Genomic DNA, 19256 nt, shown 5'->3' with positions numbered 1-19256 from the left:
CGGAAGACCCCCGATGATGCCGGATGAAGCCTTGAAAAAATGGGCTTTTAATAGGGTTCAAAAGGGTTTGAAGGCCCCGGACGTTTTGTCTTTCGAACCCGGCCAGAATGGCCCATACAGGGCACCAAGGCAATTTGCAGACACTTCGCCTTTCAAACTCCCCTCCCCCACCACAGCCCCTAAAAATAAGCACTTACGGTCGCCTAGAGTCCGATAGTGGTCATTATGTGCAGTTCCGAACTCGGAACTAGCGCTGACTGAAGCGGCTCAGTTCCTAGAATGGGATTATGTGTTTCATGACAACGATTTGAACAAAATCGACATGCCCCAGCCGTGTTTCGAACTCGGAACTGATTTTGAAACACGGCTGGGGTACCTTCGTTTGCTACGGAGCGGAGAATGGCAGCTACGAGCCCGATTTTGACGGATGCTGCACACGCGGCTAGTGTCCGTTCACAGAGATTCGGATCAAAAGTGTGACTGGCCAATGAGTATTTCCTCCATTCCGTTCTTAGTCGGCATCTTCGGTTTCAGCTACCTGATCTTGGCATTGCAAGTCAGCAGCAGCTTCCCGCCCTTCTATAAGAAGGGTAACCTCGAGGAAGACATGAAGCTTGATCTACCTTTCATGTTTGGTGTCCTAGCGCTCTTGGCTACCTCTACAATTTTTCCTTATCTGTTCGTCATCTTCGGCCTTTTGTCCGCGTTTGTTGCCATTCGAGTGCGGAGAAGAGTTTCGGAGCGGACAAATGGGCCGCTTCCATGGCTTCTTTCTCCAATAACTATTGGCGTATTCAACCGCTGGCCAATGTTTCTTTTTGATGCTTGGACAATCGGACTTGCAGCGCTGGTGATAACTGTAATGTTCGCCAGATAGTCGTTGATTGCTCGGGCTGCTCGACACTACCCCGCTCGGAACCGAACCGGTCATTAGTCCAACTGCAACGGACGGCAGCTCCGTCCGCTCAGCCGACCTTGACCTGCGGTTTCAATCCCGGTTTGGTGCGCTGGCGCGGCGAACGGCGGCAGTGAGCCCTCTTTGACCGATGCTGCGTGTTGTTCGAATGGCTGCATTCAAGACAGTGCGGTGCTACCAACTCACTCCGTGGCGACACGCGGGCGGGGCCGCATGTCTGCTGCAACCAGTTCGACGAAGGCCCTCGCCAGTTCACTGCCATCGTCGGCTACGCGGATATGGGTGAGCGGCAGTTGTGGCAGATCGTAGTGCGACGGGGCCTCAATCAAGTCGCGGTCCGCCAGCGACAGTGGTAAAGCAGCTACGGCGAGATCAGCCCGTAGGGCGGCGACCTGTCCCATAGACGTATCGCTCGAATAGGCTATCCGATAAGCTCGGCCCACCGTCTGGAGCGCGTTCAGAGCTGCATCACGCCATGCGCATCCCACGTCTGCCACGGCGAGGGGGAGCGGGTCTTGCTGAACCGCTTGCCCGCCATCCAAAACCAGCCATTTCAGTGGCTCCGAGAAAAGATCATGAGCTTGGATCGCGGATGCCCCGACATCGTTGAACAGGGCCAGATTGGCGGAGCCGTCAGTGATACCTTTCTGCACAGCGTCGCTCGTCCCCAACCGAACATCGACGTGAACGCCCGGATGAACCTCGGCCAGACGCCGCAACAGGCCAGGCACAAGGGACACGCCAAGATCATGCGGCGCGGACAGGCACAGACGCCCCACGAGCGCAGACCGACGAAACAGAGCAAGGGTTTCGTCATTCATCCCCAGAATGCGACGGGCCTGTCCAAGCAACGTCCCGCCTTGATCCGTCAGCGCGACATGGCGCGCATCCCGGTCCAGCAGACGGACGCCGAGCAGTTCTTCGAGCTTACCGATCTGGAGACTGACGGCCGAGGGGGATTTATGCACCCTTGCCGCCGCGCGCCGAAACGATCCGGTTTCGCAAATGGCGACGAAGCTGCGCAGCGCATCCAGATTGAGCGTCCGGTTCGCTGTCTCGCGACACATGATGATGTCTGATGTTGAGTTTTTCTGCATCATAATGTCAGATTATATCGTTTTTCTTAACAGAAATCAAAGCCTAGTCTCCGACCAACCAAGGAGAATATGGCATGTCAATCACATCGTTGAATACCTTTTCGGGTCTTGCCTGGGCGGTCGTAGCAATCACGGTCTGGTCGGGGTCTTTGGTCATGCTGCGGCTTGGTGTGACCACGAGCCTCAACGCTTATGACCTGACCATGCTGCGGTTCGGAGTGGCTGCGCTAATCCTTGCGCCCGTCGCACTGCGGCGCGGCACCGGGACCGACCGGCTGGGGCTGATCGGTCTTGTCGCGATGGTGGTCATGTTCGGAGCGCCCTACGTGCTGTTGATCTCCTTGGCCATGAAAACCGCCCCCGCAGCGGCTGCGGGGGCGCTCAATCCGGGGGTGATGGCCATCGTCTCTGTTCTGCTGGGTCGGGCGATCTTTGGCGACAGGATCGGGGCGGCGCGGTTTACTGGACTGTTGGTGACGGCAACGGGGATCGTCCTCTTCACGCGGTCTGGCGGAGCCATCACAACCGGCCACCTGATCCTGATCGGAACCGGCACGATGTGGGCGAGCTATACCCTGATAGTCCGTTGCGCTGCCGTCCCGGCACTGAATGCAACCGCAATCGTTGCGGTGGGGTCGGCGGTTTTCTACCTGCCCGTCTATCTCGCGGCCTTGCCCAAACAGATTCTTGCAGCTCCGATAGCGGATGTGTTGATGCAAGCCGGGTTTCAGGGCGTTCTTGTCAGTGTCGTCGCCATCTATGCCTTCAACCGTTCCGCCGAACTGCTGGGACCCGTCGCCGGAGCGACACTTCCCGCCCTCATCCCGGTCGTGACGCTCGGGCTTGGTATTCTTGTCCTTGGCGAAACCACCGGATCGGGAGAGATCGTGTCGGCTATACTGGTCACCTTGGGTCTGGCCCTGATCCTTGTCGGGAGACCAGCGATGCGCTGGTTTTCGAACCATATTCTACGCGGTTTGAAAAGTAGGGGGCACTCCTTGGGTCAATAAAACAGGCATTGGCGCAGATGCAGCAAAAGAGTGCTCTACACTGTGGTTTCAACGGGTCGTCGCAACACTCTAGTCTTTTGGAAAGATGGAGTGTTAGGCATGAAGTATCGGATGTGAGCGATACTTGAACCGCGACTCCTATTCCTTCTGAGGGTAGGCGGATCGACCCATTTCCTCCATCATTTTTTCGCGGAAGACTTCGGCGGGTGTTTTCCATCCGAGGCATTTACGGGGCGTGTTGTTGAGGCGATCGCAGATCACCTTCATATCGTGATCTGTGCATTGCCGCTGTTCGCCGCACCAGCGTACCAAACCGGGACTGAGGCAGTAGGTCTAGGTCGGCTGAGCGGACATAGTTGCCATCGCATTCATTGGTCGCAGACCTAAGTCAGGAACTCCTTCTTCACCCTACTTTTGGATACTCCTTTGATAGCGGCTCAAAGTTATATCGATTTCACATGACGATTTATGGAGTAAGACATAAATGATAAGATTAATTCTGATTTTGGTATCATCTATTGTGTTTAGCCGCCCTGTATTTGCATGCATGGGCCCCCAATTTGAAGATCATTACTTTCCGAGTTGCACAATCCCACTACTATGAACTACAAAACTTCTCAGTTCTTCGTGATTCAACGCTCGGAGAACATCAGCTCTGTCCGGGTCGGTTCCTGCAGTATTTCAAGCGCTTGGAAGACTGATAGCCTCTATCAGTTCGTTTCGTTTTACAGGTTTTCCAATCACGCCATCAGCTCCGGATTTGAGGCATAAATCTACTTGTTCTTTGTGCGTATTTGCTGTCAGCGCAAAGATCTTGCATGGCGCCAGCCCGAGATCCAACTCAAGTTTTCGGATGTGTGACGTCGCATGAATTCCGTCCATCACAGGCATAGCGACGTCCATAAAAATGGTCTTGGGTCTTAGCGCTTTGTACAAATCCAGCGCCTCTAACCCATTACCTGCGAAATCTACCATAACGCCAACTGTCTCTAACAGTTTTCCAGCCACCAACCGATTGGTCTTGTTGTCATCAACGACAAGCACCCGCCCATAGCCGATACTGTTTTTACAAGGCATGGAATTGGCCGTCTTCTCATTGTCGCCACTCCGATCGAATCCTGAGAGCAGCTCGGGACGGAGGGCCTGTTCGATTTCCTCGCTTCGTACCGGTTTGAGCCAAGTCGCTGCAAAATCGGCGGCTTCAGGTCTAGCAGAGGAATACCGTATAGGTGTGGAGACCATTAAGGCATGTGTGCACTGGCCAGTCTGCCGGTCGAGCACTTTTTTTGCAGGAGGCCGGGAGCAATCAACGTGATCGCCATCCCACACAACAGCATGAAATTGATCACAGTCCTTTAAAAGCTGGTCAGCATCTTCAAACGCAACTACGCGGCAATTCAGTGCTTCCAGGTTTTTAGTCAGAACCATATTTGACTCAGTCCGTGGGCCAACAAGTGCCACATTACGCTTTTGGGCCGGGACTTGCCGATCTTTTCCTTTTAGGCCCGATACAGGACAGGCAGGCAAGGCAAGGGACACGGTAAAGCACGACCCCTTCCCAATTGTGGAAACGACATGGATTGCGCCCCCCATCTGCTCGACAAGAGCTTTGGAGATCGCCAGGCCCAGCCCGGTTCCTTCCACCGCAATTTCCGTTTCCTGATTGGCTTGCTCATAGGCCGAGAACAACGTGTCCATCTGTTCCTCGGGAATCCCGCGACCTGTGTCCACAATCGACAAAGAGAGCTGTGCGTCGCCATCAACAGTCTGATACGCTGCGCGCAGACCCACATGCCCGTTTTGGGTGAATTTTAGCGCATTCCCAAGATGATTGAGGAGAACCTGTCGGACACGCGCACTATCCCCGAAGAAATGGGTAGGCACTGTCAGGGGGTATTCAATCCAAAAGTCCAAATTCTTATCATGCGCAAGCGGCTGAATAAGGCCTGCGGCTTCATAAATGGTATCCTTTAGCGAGAACCGCTCATTGGCAAAGGTGAACTTGCCCTCCGTCGCTTTGGAATAATCCAAAATGTCGTTAATGATACTGAGAAGGCTGGTCGCCGATCCTGAGATGGTCTTCAGGTAGGAGCGTTGCTGCGGATTTAGAGCAGTGTGTTCTAACACCTCTGCCAGGCCTAAAATTCCATTCATCGGCGTCCGCAGTTCGTGGCTCATACGGGCAAAAAACCTGTCTTTCGACAGACTTGCTGCCTCAGCCTCTTCGTTTGCCTTAGCAAGATCCTTGGCCTTTTGCTCCAACTCCTGTTGTTGCTGGTAGTACTGCGTCACATCCGAGCGCAACCCAATGAGATCACCTCGCTCGTTTTCGACTTCCTGTATGCGGAGAAACTTGCCGCCCGGCAACCTGCGCTCGACTGGAGCGCGTTTCCTATTTTCTCGATCCAGGCGTTCCGCAAGCCAAGCCTCTTCTTGCCCTTTCGCTTCAGGGTACTGCCCGTGTTCAAGCCCGTATCGCATGATGGATTCAAACGTGGCCCCCACTTTGATGGCTGGCTCTGTGTGCTTGTAAAGCTCTGCGTATTTTGCGTTGAACGCCACCAAAACATCGTCGCGATCATACATCGCGAAACCTTCTGGAATAGAACTAATAGCGTGTTCGAAACGGGCCTTTACCGTTTCGGCTTCTGCCTGTGCTGTCTTCATGCGAGTTTGAAGTTGTTTGCGTTCCGTGGCGTCCACAAAGCGGCCAAAGACGTGCGTGTCTTCGATGTTCTCCTGGGCAAGGAAAGTCACTTCGAGGTCGAAACACAGAGTATCTTGCCCTGCAACCGGTATGTTTAGAGCGTTTCGGAGTCTGATCGGGCTGGCCTGTTGCTCCTTCAGGCCTTTTTGTAGAAAATCCGTCGTGGCCTCGTCGAGAAAAAGCAGAGGAGACCGGTGTTGCCAAGTCTCGTGCGAATGATGAAAAATTCTGGACAAAGCAGCGTTGCCCCAGACGACCTTCGCAGAAGATAGCGTCAGTTCATTTTCTAATCGCAAGATAAAAGCCGGATCTTGCTGAGTCTGCAGAACCGAGAAAAGAAGATCTTTAACCGACACAATAGCGCCCTCTCGAAACAATCTGTCAACTATGGGTAGAGCGCCTTACGAAACGGTAAAGTGGTTTATCACGGTGACATATTTCCTTGTAAGCAAACCAGATAAAATATCTTCGTCGCGGTTTCCGGTTTCAGCACCGGCCGGGAGTGGCCACGCATGCACCAAGCGAGACAACCTAGCTGCCGGATCTGCATTGAGCTCAGGGGAAGCCTCACGAAAATACTAGGTCCGCTTCGGCCTGGGAATGGTCTTTAGAAGGGTGTCGTACAATGGTCAGCTTAGGACTGTTCACCAGGCTTTGCAAAGCCCGCTTCCTGCGCAGAGCGGCCTTTCCAAAACTGGCCGGATGTCTGCAGCGAGAACTGCTCAGAAATGATTTGTCAGCTGCCTTCCAAAACACCTGAGAAGTCCAGTGGTGATATTTCTATCTGTGAAACTTTCTGTAGTGAAGGGTCACATGTCTTGGCTGCTCGCATGCAGTGTCTTGAGGTAGCAGCCCGTTCACAAATCGCTTCGCGGCGGCCTCATGTTCTGACCTCGTTTTGTACTTCGGAGAGAGCTTGTCCAAGAGGCCGAATCATTTTTTCCAAATCGTGGCGGATTTTGCGTACACGTCTAAGGAGGGTGAGCTGCTGGAGCTCACGTATAGCAACCCATGAAAGTATCGATTTGACGCTTATTTCCACCCTATGAACATCCAGACAATCCTTCAAATCACCCCATGATTGCAGTTTGCGCCTTCTTAATGTTTGAACTGCCAACTCAAAGGTGTGCTTGGTTAGTTTGTGGAGTTCCAAATGGTGAATCTAAAGTCCGTACAGCTCTCGAAGAAGCTTCCATTATTCATTGTAGGTTTCAGTGTTCTTATCGGAGCCATTCTAATTGTGGTCAGCCTCATTAGTTTTCAGCGCCAAGCCTTTCAAAACGTCCAACAACAAATGTCTTCGATGGTTGCGGATCGCCGGGCTGCCGTCCAACAGTTGATGAATAGCATTCGATCAGATCTCTTGACCCTTGGAGCGTCTCCTGCGACGGGGAACGCCCTGTCTGCATTTGGGCAAACCTGGGCAGAAATGGAGGGGGCTGCTTCTGCTTTGACTGCAGCCTATATCCACAATAATCCAAATCAGACAGGTGAAAAACACCTGCTAAATCGAGCCGCCGGGGATCAAGCCTATCATGTTGAACATGGGAAATATCATCCAGGGTTGCGAACACTCATAGAAACAAAAGGCTACTATGATGCCTTTTTGATCAGCCCTAATGGCGATATCATATATTCTGTCTTCAAGGAATTGGACTATGCTACCAGCTTGATCAGTGGCGCCTATAAGGACTCGGGTCTTGGCGTGCTGTTTCGCCAAGCTATTAACGGTCAAGTTGGCGAAGTGTATTTCACAGACATGGAACCCTATGAACCCAGTTTTGGAGCCGCTGCCGCTTTCATCGCAACACCAGTAGAGGATGCAAACGGTGTGGCTCTGGGCGTTGTTGCCTTGCAGATCCCAGTCGCCATGCTCGGTGAGATTGTTAATAATCCTGATGGGCTTGGTGAAACCACTGAGATCTTTATTGTCGGCCAGGACAATCTGGCACGCACCACATCAAGATTTGAAGCAGGCTATCAAGTATTGCAATCCCTACCTGCAACTGGCCATTTGACTGCGGCTCAGTCCGGCGAAAGCACCTACAGTTCCGAAAATACTGGCCTGCAAGGGCAGCAGGTCGCTGCCTATGCCAAACCTTTGGATCTTGGCTATGCTGACTGGGCCATCGTAGCCGAACAGGATATCGTCGAGATTATGGGGCCGGTAAAGCAACAGCGTAATAAGTTGCTGATGATCGGAATGGGTATCACTATCATAATGTCGCTTTTTGGTTCGCTGTTTGCACGATCCGTAACCAGACCGATTGGCCGTATCTGTCAAGATATGGAATCGGTGGCCTCCGGTGCCCTGGACATTGACGTCGAAGAGGCCAACCGGGGAGATGAAATTGGCCAGATCGGCAAGACACTTGTTTCGATGCAGGGTGATCTAAAACAAGCGCGCAGTGCAGAAGAGGATCGCGCGCAACAGCAGCAACAGCAGCAACATGTCGTGGAAGTTCTGAGCTCAGGACTGTTGCGCCTATCGGAGGGGAATTTTTCGAGAAGCATTGATGAGGCATTCTCTGATGAGCATGAAAAGCTGCGAGCTGATTTTAACACAACCGTTCAAACGTTGAGCAATACACTTGCACAAGTGATTGATGCCGCGAGAAGCATTGGAAATGGGGCCGCCGAAATCAGCCAGTCGTCGGATGATCTATCGAACCGAACCGAAAGTCAGGCCGCAACCCTCGAAGAAACCGCTGCTGCTCTGGAAGAGATGACGACGAGCGTCAAATCCGCCGCAGAGGGAGCGCGCAGCGTTGAAAAGATCGTCAACGAAGCCAAGAGCGAGGCCGAAATCAGTGGTGTAGTGGTGGAAAATGCAGTTGCAGCGATGACCGAGATAGAAGAATCTTCAACCCATATTTCGCAGATCATCGGAGTGATCGATGACATTGCATTTCAAACAAACCTCTTGGCACTCAATGCTGGGGTGGAAGCTGCTCGTGCGGGCGAAGCGGGACGTGGATTTGCGGTGGTTGCCTCTGAAGTACGGGCCTTGGCCCAGCGATCTTCAGACGCAGCAATGGAGATAAAGACGCTGATTGGTGACAGTTCCAAGCAGGTAGAACGCGGTGTTGATCTGGTGGGTCGAGCGGGTGAAGCTTTGCGGAGCATCGTCGAAAGAGTCGGACATATCTCCAATTTGGTGACTGACATTTCCAGGGGGGCCGTCGAACAGTCCACAGGATTAGGTGAAATCAACACAGGAGTGGTTCAATTGGACCAGGTCACTCAACAAAATGCCGCGATGGTTGAAGAGGCGACCGCTGCCAGTCATTTGCTCAAAAGTGATGCGGCTGAATTGACCAAGCTTGTTGGGAAGTTCCAGATCTCTGGGAGTTCTAAGAACACAGTTGAAACTGCTGATGATTTAGCGCCAGTACCCTCGGCACATGGCGCAGATGAATGGGATCTTGAACTGTCTGAGCAGCCAGAATTGGCAACCGGGACCAATGGGGCAGGTTCGGGTGCTTGGCAAGATTTCTGAATTTGAAGATTGCAGAGTCAGACGTCGCGACAGCCTTGTCTGTCGCGACATTGCAAATGTCTACTTCCTGCTGCGGTTTCAACGGGTCGCTGCAACACAGGCTTCAAATTTCTCTGCTGGGGTCTGGTATTGCAAGGTCTTTCTGGGGCGCTCGTTGAGCTGGCGTGCAACGGCGCTGAGTTTAGCTTGACTGAAGCCTGATATATCAGTGCCTTTGGGGAAGTATTGTCTGCGAAGACGGTTGGTATTTTCGTTACTGCCTCTCTGCCATGGAGACTGAGGATCACAAAAGTAAACTTCGATCTTGGTGGCCATAGTGAACTTCGCATGACTGGCCATCTCGGACCCACGATCCCAAGTCAGCAATTTGTAGAGGTCCTTGGGAAGCTTGCGCGCCTGCTTGATGAGGGCGGCGATGACGCTTTGTGTGTCCTTGTTTTCGATCTTCGCCAGCATCACAAAGCGGGAATGGCGTTCTACCAGCGTGGCGATGTAGCTGTTGCTTGACCCCGCGATCAGGTCACCCTCCCGCTCTCGGCGTTGCAAAACTGGATCTATGAAGGCTGTGTCAAATCCCATGTCTACAAGATCGGAGACGAGCTGGTTCACGGTCGAAGCATGAGCCTCCGCATCAAGCGGCTGGGAATGGACTATCCGCAATACGCCCGATCTCTGGGCTTCAAACAGCTTCCTCGTGTCCACCTCAAACGGCACAAGTACCTCATGCCCCTGGACAGGAAGATGCGGCGGCAGATAGAGCCGCTATCAAAGGAGTATCCAAAAGCAGGGTGAAGAAGGAGTTCCTGGCCTAGGCCGGGAACCACAAATCCCGTGGGTCCCTTTGGAAAGGCCGCTCTGTGCAGAAAACGGACTTTGCAAAGTCGCTTCGCACGCATCGGGCTGGAGCGTCGAAGCATCTCTCTGAACGAGTTCGTCACTTGCCCAGCTGTTCTAATCAGATGATACTACCAAACAACTCGACGTTATTTGTGGCGGCTCCTAATGAGAATTTCGATTGATGAATTTTCAGCACAACTGCAGGTCATATTTCGCAGTTTCCGAAAATTAGATGAGAGCTTCCATGTTGGCGGGATTGCGCCTGAGCTCCGAGACACCCATCTTCATTACGCCTTTGATGACGCGGAGCCGTTCCTAGAGGCATTGCTTCCGACTGCTGACACATTTGCCTCAAACATTCATGGAAAGCGTAAGAAATTTCTGGCTCGCGGACACGGAGACGCCGAGCATGAACTACTTCCCACGATATTTAGACACCCTGAGGAGGGTAGAGGGAAGGCGTTCGATCAGTACGACAGCTTTTTGAATGGATATATCAGTGGAGCCAACATTGAGTTCGAGACAAGTGTTTTTGCATCCTTTTTGTCGGGCTTGAATTACAGTTCTGCGCTCCTTTCAAAAGAAAGCATTGCGCTACTCCAAACATTCGAGAATTTTGCGGCGACAGAGGCTGTGAATATACTGGGACCTCGAGGACAGCACTTCAATGTGAGCAACTTTCCTAGCGAAAACCTTCTTCACGAACTTTCCATTGCGCAGCACCACGGCGTACCAACCCGTTTGCTCGATTGGTCAACAAACCCGCTGAAAGCGCTTTTCTTTGCATGTGCAAAAATTGCTCCAATTCCCAAAGGATATGAAAAACGTATAGGTGTTTGGTTAATCCCATTGGACTATTTGGAAATGTGCGAACTGCTTGGCGTCGTCAAAGTGGTCAGGGCGGCCAGCTTTCAAAACACGTATATCGCCAGACAGAATGGGGTATTTACGTTGCACAACATGAGGTTCCAGTCTGATGACATGTGGAACGATGTCGACGTGGAGGCCAAAAAGGTTCTGCCTCTAGATGCATACCTTACTGCCAACGACGACGGTAAAGATTATATAGATCTTTTGAAAGAGCATATCGGCCGGCCACTTCTGTTGACATTGCCCCACAGTGACGCGGTCCGTATTCCTCAACGGCTCAAGGACCTTGATATAAGCTATTCGACACTCATGCCCGGCCCACATGGAGCCGCGTTAGAGGCAATTCAGCTCCACAAGCACTTTGGGATCAATTATGGTTGATTTTCTGCTGTCAGCCGCTCGAGGTTCTGAGTACCCAAGTACGCTTTGGGCTGGGAGCAGCCCTCGACGATCTGCTCAAAAAGGCAAAATAATTTGCTGCAATGGGAAGTGTCCCTTACTGCAACGCGAAGTGTCCCGCTACAGCTACAAACATCACTTGAAAGGCCCGGCTCAGGGCGATGGGTCAAAGAAATTAGCTGAGCAAGATTTGCATATTTGCAAAAAGTGGGAAAAGTTGCTTGAATACCCATGATAACAGTTAGTTTGCAAAAATTTGCAGCTCTCATTGGCCCATTGTGCAAATTTGTTGCCACTCTGTGACGCAGGGTTATCATGATTGCTTGCTCCAGCTGCGTGCTTAGGCATAACTCTTTTTGGAACAAAACGCGTGGAGGACGCCGATGTCATACAAAGAGATATATGCCAACTGGAAAGCCGATCCTGAAGCCTTTTGGATGCAAGCAGCTGAGGCAATCGACTGGGTGGCGCCCCCCACCAAAGCGCTATGTGATAAGGGCGAGGGCCTGTATGAGTGGTTTGCCGACGCCCGCGTCAATACCTGCTATAACGCAGTTGACCGCCATGTAGAGGCCGGACGCGGTGAGCAAACCGCCATTATCTATGACAGCCCGATCACCCATACAAAACGTGAGATCTCTTATGTGGAGCTGCGCAACCGGGTGGCCAATCTGGCCGGAGCGTTGCGGGCCAAAGGGATCGAAAAAGGGGACCGCGTGATCATCTACATGCCGATGATCCCCGAAGCGTTGGAAGCCATGCTGGCCTGTGCCCGCATTGGCGCCGTGCATTCCGTGGTCTTTGGCGGCTTCGCAGCCAACGAGCTGGCTGTTCGCATCGACGATGCGACCCCAAAGGCGATCATCGCCGCCTCCTGCGGGTTGGAGCCAGGCCGCGTAGTACATTACAAGCCCCTGCTCGATGGCGCGATTGATCTGGCCGAGCACAAACCTGAATTCTGCGTCATTCTGCAGCGCGAACAAGAGGTTGCTGAACTTGTAGAGGGACGGGATGTCAATTGGCACGGCTTCCAATATGGTGTGGAGCCTGCGGAATGTGTGCCAGTTGAGGGCAATCACCCCTCCTATATCCTTTACACCTCCGGCACCACGGGCCAACCCAAAGGCGTTATCCGCCACACGGCGGGTCAGCTCGTTGCGCTGAACTGGACCATGAAGAACATCTACAATGTTGATCCCGGAGATGTTTTTTGGGCGGCTTCGGATGTGGGCTGGGTCGTTGGTCACAGCTACATCTGCTATGCGCCCCTGATCCATGGCAACACCACCATCGTCTTTGAAGGTAAGCCAATCGGCACACCGGATGCGGGCACCTTCTGGCGCGTGATCTCTGAGCATAAGGTCAAGAGTTTCTTCACCGCGCCCACAGCGTTCCGGGCGGTCAAGCGGGAAGATCCCAAAGGTGAATTTGTTGAGAAATACGACCTAAGCTGCCTAGGCCAAGTCTATCTGGCAGGCGAACGCGCTGACCCCGATACCATCACCTGGGCACAGAACAAGCTGAATGTCCCGATTGTCGATCACTGGTGGCAGACGGAAACGGGCTGGTCGATTGCGGCCAACCCGCTCGGCATTGAAGAGCTGCCCACCAAGCTGGGTTCCCCTGCGGTGCCAATGCCCGGCTACGAGGTCGATATTCTGGATGAAGGCGGCCATCCTGTTCCCGCTGGTGAGCTGGGGGCCATCGCCATCAAACTGCCGCTGCCCCCGGGCACTTTGCCAACCCTCTGGAATGCAGAGGCTCGGTTTAAGAAGAGCTATCTCAACACATTCCCCGGCTATTATGAGACCGGCGATGCAGGCATGAAGGATGAGGATGGTTACTTATATATCATGGCCCGCACTGATGACGTCATCAATGTTGCCGGGCACCGCCTGTCGACGGGTGCCATGGAAGAGGTGCTCGCAGGTCACCCGGATGTAGCGGAGTGTGCGGTGATTGGCGTCGCCGACCAGTTGAAAGGTCAGGCACCTTTGGGCTTTTTGTGCCTCAATGCAGGTGTGGAGCGTGACCAAAGCGAAATCATCACAGAGGTGGTCAAGCTGGTGCGCGATAAGATCGGACCCGTGGCGGCCTTCAAACTGGCCGTGGTTGTGGATCGCCTACCCAAAACACGTTCAGGTAAAATCCTGCGCGGCACCATGGTCAATATTGCCGATGGCACCGCCTGGAAAATGCCCGCCACCATTGATGACCCAGTGATTCTCGATGAGATCACCACCGCTCTTCAGGGGCTTGGCTTCGCAAAGGGTTGAAATAACACAGGCTTGGTCGAGGGGTCATCTGACCTTTCGACCAAATATTGCGGCATTGCTTAACTATCCTGAGTATTCTGCCGGGTTTTTTCATCAACAAACAGGTTCTGAGTTGGTTTTCCTTGCAACCCTGTCCTGTCGCTCTACCCTGCCGCGCAGGAGAAGAGCATTATGAACACAGACGAAATTTGGCGCCTGAGCGCAACCGAGCTTTCCCCCCTAACCCGCGCTGGCGATATTTCCGCCGAAACTGCGGTACAGGCTTCCCTCAACCGCATGACTGAAGTGAACCCTCAACTCAACGCAGTGGTCGAAGACCTGAGCGCTGAGGCAGTCAGTCGCGCACGCGACCTCGACAAAGCCCGCGCTGCCGGGGCCGCTCCGGGACCACTGCAGGGGCTGCCGGTCACCATCAAGATCAATGTTGATCAGGAAGGTCACGCCACCTCGAACGGGGTGACCGCATTAAAGGACTTGATTGCACCGGCGGACGCCCCTGTGGTGGCCAACTTGCAAAAGGCTGGCGCGGTGGTGATTGGTCGGACCAATACGCCCGAGTTTTCCTTTCGTGCTGATACTGACAACCCGCTGTTTGGCCGCACCCATAACCCCTGGGGTCGTCATATTTCACCCGGAGGGTCTTCGGGTGGTGCTGGGGCATCCGTCATGGCCGGCATCGGAGCCCTGGCCCATGGCAACGATATCGGTGGCTCGCTTCGCTTCCCTGCCGCAGCCAATGGCGCAGTGACGGTAAAGCCAGGCCTGGGTCGTGTCCCTGCCTGGAATCCCAGCCAAAAGGCTGAACGCGGAATACTGGCGCAATCCATGTCTGTTCAAGGGCTGATCACCCGCTCGGCGGCGGATCTTCACCTGGCTATGCCCTCACTGATAGAGCCGGACGCACGCGACCCCTTTCATGTGCCCCTGCCCTGGCGTGGAGAAACCCAGGAAGGTCCGATCAAGGTCGCCTTCACGCGTAACTGCCATGGCTACGATCTGCATCCGGAGGTCAACCTCGCCCTGGAAACCGCACGCGATGCCCTCGTTGACGCAGGCTATGTCGTCGAAGAAGTCGAGCCCCCCAATGTCTTTGACGCAGGCCGTACGGGCTACCGCGCATTAATGGGCGAAGTCTACGCCATGATGAAGCAAGACGTCGACGCCGCTGGGTCTGAGACCGTTCAAAAGATCTTTGAAGTTTACTTCCAAGAATTCCCGCCCTTTGCTGGAACCGAGCTGTTGCAGATGATGGCCAAACGCAGCCATTATGCACGTGAATGGTCCCTGTTTATGCAGGACTATCCGCTGGTTCTCACCCCATTTCTGCCGCAGCCCTTTTTCAAACCCAACCGCGATACCGAAGGCGCTGAAGGGGTACATGAGGTGTTGGGCTGTGCTGTTTATTCCTATGCGATGAACTTTCTTGGGCTGCCTGCGGGCTGCGTCCCTGCCCGACTGGCGCCGCTGCCCAGTGGACCTCAGCCAATCAACGTGCAGATTGTCTCGCGTCGCTGGCGTGAAGATATGGCCGTGGACGCCTGTATCGCAATTGAGCAACGCGTTGGTCGCTTTAGCCCGCATCTTTGGGATCTCATGGCCTAGGCGAGTTTCGGTCAACTGCAAACAGAGGGTGTTTCCGACAGGAACCGCTCCGGGCTGCGGGTTCAACAGGCGCAGACTGTTAAGTCTGAACAATGACCAAGCAGAAAGGATACCGGGAGGTGGATGACCCACTCCCGGCACCTTTCAAACCATGAAAACTCTTTCACGCACGACTGCCTTCCGCCAAAGAGCCAAAGTCGTCGTATATTACTGGGACAGCGCCGAGGGGCACCTGCTGCCCAACGGGAGCTGCCTTATGACCAGAATGCATCAAGAAAGGCGGGTTAGGCCAGCCCTCCTCACAGAAACGTGATCGCATTTCGCACGAAGTGTTTTCATTCGCCCCCAGCAAAAACGCGCCCTATCCATCTGATTTCATATGTTTTTCTGAAATTCAAAGCAACGGCCTCAGGTGAACTGCTCAGAAATTAGGCGCTCCTCCAGACCATGACCCGGATCAAACAGGATCTTGTGCCGGATGCTGGGTTCGGTTTGGATCTCAACCCATTGGATATCCGGGCAGGAAATTGAATCCGCATCTGCCATGACCGGTCGCTTGTCCGCCTCCAACACATCAAAGCGCACCTTGGCGCTGCTGGGCAGCAAAGCGCCCTGCCAGCGGCGGGGGCGAAAAGCGGCAATCGCTGTCAGCGCCAACACATCAGAGCCGATCGGCAAAATCGGCCCATGGGCAGAATAATTATAAGCCGTGGAGCCCGCTGGCGTAGAAACCAAAGCCCCGTCACAGACGAGTTCCGCCAAACGCTGACGACCATCCACCGATATCTTCAGCCGCGCAGCCTGGGGGCCTGCCCGCAACAAAGACACCTCGTTGATTGCCAGTGCCTTGTGGCAGGCACCATCCCGGTCCATCGCCGTCATGGAGAGCGGATTGATGATTTCTTCTTCGGCAGCCTCCAGCCGGGCCAATAGGCCATCCTCGTGGTATTCGTTCATCAAAAAACCGACGGTACCCCGGTTCATGCCATAAACAGGTGCGGCCAGGCTCACCACTTCGTGCAGGGTTTTGAGCATAAAACCATCGCCCCCTAGCGCCACAATGACATCGGCCTTTTCTGGTACCACATTACCATGCTGTTTGATCAGGACGTCACAGGCCGACTGCGCCACTGGGGCATCACTGGCCAAGAAGGCGATTCTCATTGTCACTAAACCCTGTTTCCGGTGTGAGCCATTTTGTTCCGAAACAAGCACAGCTGAACAACAAAGACCAGAGTTGCCGCTCTATCACCGATGATTGCCGCTTTACGGCCTTTAAGATCTGTGAAGTTTCCTATAGGAAATTCCCAGATCACCAAATACTGCCACCTCCTATTTAGCGGAGCCACCATGACAGCCACCACCCGTGACGCCGGATTCTTCACCCAAGCTCTCTCTGAGCGTGACCCAGAACTCTTTGGCGCAATGACCGACGAACTGCATCGCCAACGCGACGAGATCGAGCTGATTGCCTCAGAAAACATCGTCTCTGCGGCTGTAATGGAAGCCCAGGGCTCTGTGCTCACCAACAAATATGCCGAGGGCTACCCAGGGCGCCGCTACTATGGCGGCTGCCAGCATGTGGATGTTGCGGAAAACCTCGCTATCGACCGCGCCAAGCAACTGTTCGGCTGTGAGTTTGCAAATGTGCAGCCCAATTCCGGTTCCCAGGCCAACCAGGGTGTATTTCAGGCCCTGATCCAGCCCGGGGATACCATCCTTGGCATGGACCTTTCTGCGGGCGGTCACCTGACCCATGGCGCGCGTCCGAACCAATCCGGCAAATGGTTTAACGCCATTCACTATGGCGTGCGCGAAGATAACAATCTCATCGACTACGATCAGGTGCAGGCGCTGGCCACCGAGCATCAACCCAAGCTGATCATCGCCGGTGGCTCTGCTATTCCGCGTCAGATCGACTTTGCCAAGTTCCGCGAAATCGCGGATTCCGTTGGTGCCTACTTCATGGTCGACATGGCCCATATCGCTGGCCTGATCGCAGCAGGTGAACACCCCTCACCTTTCCCGCATGCTCACGTGGCCACGACCACTACCCACAAGACCCTGCGTGGCCCCCGTGGCGGCATGATCGTCACTAACGACGCGGATATCGCCAAAAAGGTTAACTCGGCCATCTTCCCCGGCATTCAGGGTGGCCCACTAATGCATGTGATCGCGGGCAAGGCTGCCGCCTTTGGTGAAGCCCTGCGCCCCGAGTTCAAAGAGTACCAAAAGCAGGTCCGTGCCAATGCGGTCGCGCTGGCGGATGAACTGAACAAAGGTGGGTTGGCCATCGTCACAGGCGGCACCGACACCCATGTGATGCTTGTCGATCTACGCCCTAAAGGCGTGACCGGTAATATCGTCGACAAAGCCCTGGGCCGCGCCCATATCACCACCAACAAGAACGGCATTCCCTTTGACCCCGAAAAGCCAATGGTCACCTCCGGTATCCGCCTTGGCACCCCTGCGGGCACAACCCGCGGCTTTGGTGAAGCAGAATTCCGCGAGATCGCCCAACTGATCGTCGAAGTGGTCGATGGGCTGGCTGCGAATGGTGAAGAGGGCAATGCCGAGGTCGAGGCCGCCGTACGTGGCAAGGTCTCTGCCCTATGCGCCAAATTCCCGCTCTATCCAAATCTCTAAGCCTGGCTTGAGACACAGATGAAGAGAGCCGCTGCTGGATTTTCCAGCAGCGGCTCTTTGAATTGCGGAGGGGGCAACAAGGGTTCAGATGAAACCGCGCCAACGCAGGACAGTCAGCAAAAGCACAAAAACCACCAAAACAGAAAACGCGATGCTGCCGAGGATATCGAGAATACGGCCCTTGCGACGATCAGCCCGGTCAATGGCCTTCAGATGGTTCTTCACTTCCAGCGCCGCCTTTTTCAGAGATTTCTCATCCTGGGTCTGGCGCAGTTTAGGATGTTCCAGCAACGGTAAGGCCTCCGCCAAGCGCATGCCCTGTTTATAGATCCGTCGTGGCAGATGGCGGCGTGCCTTGCCCAAAGCAGCAGCAAGATCCCCCGAGACTTCGGCATGAGATTTCAGCAGCTCTTTCACCTCTTGGATGTCAGCAAAGATGTCTTGGGCCATTTTGGCACGCTCCGCACAAAGGAGATTCCGAGGAGCCTCCGGGTTTTCTGTCCCAGTAGTTATCGCAAGCCTTGCTGCGCCTCAATGGGTCTGGCAATGCCCCACACCCAACGTTATCACTGCACCATGCTAAACTCTATTCTCCATGGTACTGTCACCAATAAACCCTCACTGTTGATTGTGCATGGCCTTTACGGCTCTGCCCGCAATTGGGGGGTAATCTGCAAACGGCTCTGCGATGAACGGCAGGTGGTCGCTGTGGATCTGCGCAACCATGGGCAAAGCCACTGGACCGATAGCCACAGCTATCCTGAAATGGCAGAGGACCTGGCCGAGGTCATTGCGTCCCATGGCGGGCAAATGGATGTCATCGGCCACTCCATGGGCGGCAAAGCCGCCATGATGCTGGCCCTAACCCATCCGGACATGGTAAACAGGCTGATCGTCGCAGACATTGCCCCTGTACCCTATTCCCATAGCCAAATTCAGTTCATCGAAGCCATGCGCGCAGTGAATTTCGACAGGGTTGAACGGCGCTCCGATGTTGAGGCCCAACTGGCAGAGGCCGGGGTCGAACCGGCATTGCAGAGCTTTTTCACCCAATCACTGGATATCCCCAACAAGGGCTGGCGGCTAAACCTGGACACACTGGCACGGCATATGCCTGACATCATGTCCTTTCCGGAAACAGACGCGCAGTCGCAGGGTCCAACCCTGTTTCTGTCTGGTGGAACTTCGGACTATGTCCGTCGCGAAGACCGCGAGACCATTCTGGCCCGTTTTCCCAGTGCCCGCTTTGCCAAGATCCCTGGCGCAGGGCACTGGCTGCATGCGGAAAAACCGCGCGAGTTCGAGGCCAATGCACGCGCATTTTTAAACGCCTGAGGCGATATCAAGTAATGAAATCTGTCTCCCTCGCCGCGTGGGCAGAGGGAGACTACCAAGAG

General features: G+C 54.2%; 12 protein-coding genes and 2 pseudogenes. 8 read left to right on the top strand and 6 right to left on the bottom strand.

Features of this window, described 5'->3' with window-relative positions; all coding sequences use genetic code 11:
- Positions 1 to 487 precede the first annotated feature (487 nt).
- The gene (locus tag MED193_RS21290) at positions 488 to 877 is read left to right on the top strand and encodes a hypothetical protein (RefSeq protein WP_009811853.1); all 390 of its coding nucleotides are present in this window, start codon (positions 488 to 490) and stop codon (positions 875 to 877) included.
- 221 nt (positions 878 to 1098) lie between these two features.
- Here the strand turns inward: MED193_RS21290 and MED193_RS21285 are convergent, their stop codons facing one another.
- Positions 1099 to 2013, bottom strand: coding sequence for a LysR family transcriptional regulator (locus MED193_RS21285; protein ID WP_198133874.1), 915 nt, complete (start codon positions 2011 to 2013; stop codon positions 1099 to 1101).
- Positions 2014 to 2087: 74 nt separating this feature from the next.
- On the opposite strand from MED193_RS21285, the gene MED193_RS21280 reads away from it, so the two are divergent.
- Positions 2088 to 3023: a DMT family transporter gene (locus MED193_RS21280; RefSeq protein ID WP_009811851.1), complete on the top strand. Its 936-nt coding sequence runs from the start codon at positions 2088 to 2090 to the stop codon at positions 3021 to 3023.
- A 138-nt stretch (positions 3024 to 3161) separates the two neighbouring features.
- Here the strand turns inward: MED193_RS21280 and MED193_RS22735 are convergent.
- Both MED193_RS22735 and MED193_RS21275 read right to left on the bottom strand, forming a co-directional pair.
- A pseudogene (locus MED193_RS22735) lies at positions 3162 to 3302 on the bottom strand (integrase); the annotation flags it as partial.
- A gap of 402 nt (positions 3303 to 3704) precedes the next feature.
- Positions 3705 to 6086 carry an ATP-binding protein gene (locus MED193_RS21275; protein WP_009811849.1) on the bottom strand — a complete coding sequence of 794 codons (2382 nt, stop codon included), beginning with the start codon at positions 6084 to 6086 and terminating at the stop codon, positions 3705 to 3707.
- A 797-nt stretch (positions 6087 to 6883) separates the two neighbouring features.
- On the opposite strand from MED193_RS21275, the gene MED193_RS21270 reads away from it, so the two are divergent.
- On the top strand, positions 6884 to 9229 hold the full coding sequence (locus tag MED193_RS21270) for a methyl-accepting chemotaxis protein (protein WP_039966528.1): 2346 nt from the start codon (positions 6884 to 6886) through the stop codon (positions 9227 to 9229).
- A gap of 78 nt (positions 9230 to 9307) precedes the next feature.
- On the opposite strand, the pseudogene MED193_RS21265 reads toward MED193_RS21270, so the two are convergent.
- A pseudogene (locus MED193_RS21265) lies at positions 9308 to 9757 on the bottom strand (IS30 family transposase); the annotation flags it as partial.
- Between the two features lie 474 nt (positions 9758 to 10231).
- On the opposite strand from MED193_RS21265, the gene MED193_RS21260 reads away from it, so the two are divergent.
- The 3 genes from MED193_RS21260 (at position 10232) to MED193_RS21250 (ending at position 15213) form a co-directional block, all read left to right on the top strand.
- Positions 10232 to 11317: an FRG domain-containing protein gene (locus MED193_RS21260; protein WP_009811845.1), complete on the top strand. Its 1086-nt coding sequence runs from the start codon at positions 10232 to 10234 to the stop codon at positions 11315 to 11317.
- A 401-nt stretch (positions 11318 to 11718) separates the two neighbouring features.
- The gene (gene prpE / locus MED193_RS21255) at positions 11719 to 13611 is read left to right on the top strand and encodes a propionate-CoA ligase PrpE (RefSeq protein WP_009811844.1); all 1893 of its coding nucleotides are present in this window, start codon (positions 11719 to 11721) and stop codon (positions 13609 to 13611) included.
- 171 nt (positions 13612 to 13782) lie between these two features.
- Complete coding sequence (locus MED193_RS21250) at positions 13783 to 15213, top strand: amidase family protein (protein WP_009811843.1); 1431 nt, start codon at positions 13783 to 13785, stop codon at positions 15211 to 15213.
- 408 nt (positions 15214 to 15621) lie between these two features.
- On the opposite strand, the gene MED193_RS21245 is transcribed toward MED193_RS21250, so the two are convergent.
- Positions 15622 to 16383: an NAD kinase gene (locus tag MED193_RS21245; protein ID WP_083790510.1), complete on the bottom strand. Its 762-nt coding sequence runs from the start codon at positions 16381 to 16383 to the stop codon at positions 15622 to 15624.
- A gap of 180 nt (positions 16384 to 16563) precedes the next feature.
- Between MED193_RS21245 and glyA the strand changes: the two genes are divergently transcribed.
- A complete protein-coding gene (gene glyA, locus MED193_RS21240; RefSeq protein WP_009811840.1) occupies positions 16564 to 17859 on the top strand; it encodes a serine hydroxymethyltransferase in 1296 nt (431 codons plus the stop codon).
- An 84-nt stretch (positions 17860 to 17943) separates the two neighbouring features.
- Here the strand turns inward: glyA and MED193_RS21235 are convergent, their stop codons facing one another.
- Entirely contained in the window at positions 17944 to 18309 is a 366-nt protein-coding gene (locus tag MED193_RS21235; protein WP_009811839.1) for a hypothetical protein, read from the bottom strand.
- A 96-nt stretch (positions 18310 to 18405) separates the two neighbouring features.
- On the opposite strand from MED193_RS21235, the gene MED193_RS21230 reads away from it, so the two are divergent.
- Complete coding sequence (locus tag MED193_RS21230) at positions 18406 to 19194, top strand: alpha/beta fold hydrolase (RefSeq protein WP_254655482.1); 789 nt, start codon at positions 18406 to 18408, stop codon at positions 19192 to 19194.
- Positions 19195 to 19256 lie beyond the last annotated feature (62 nt).

Source organism: Roseobacter sp. MED193, from assembly GCF_000152965.1.
Lineage (GTDB): Bacteria > Pseudomonadota > Alphaproteobacteria > Rhodobacterales > Rhodobacteraceae > Pseudophaeobacter.
This window is presented reverse-complemented; position numbering and strand designations above follow the sequence as displayed.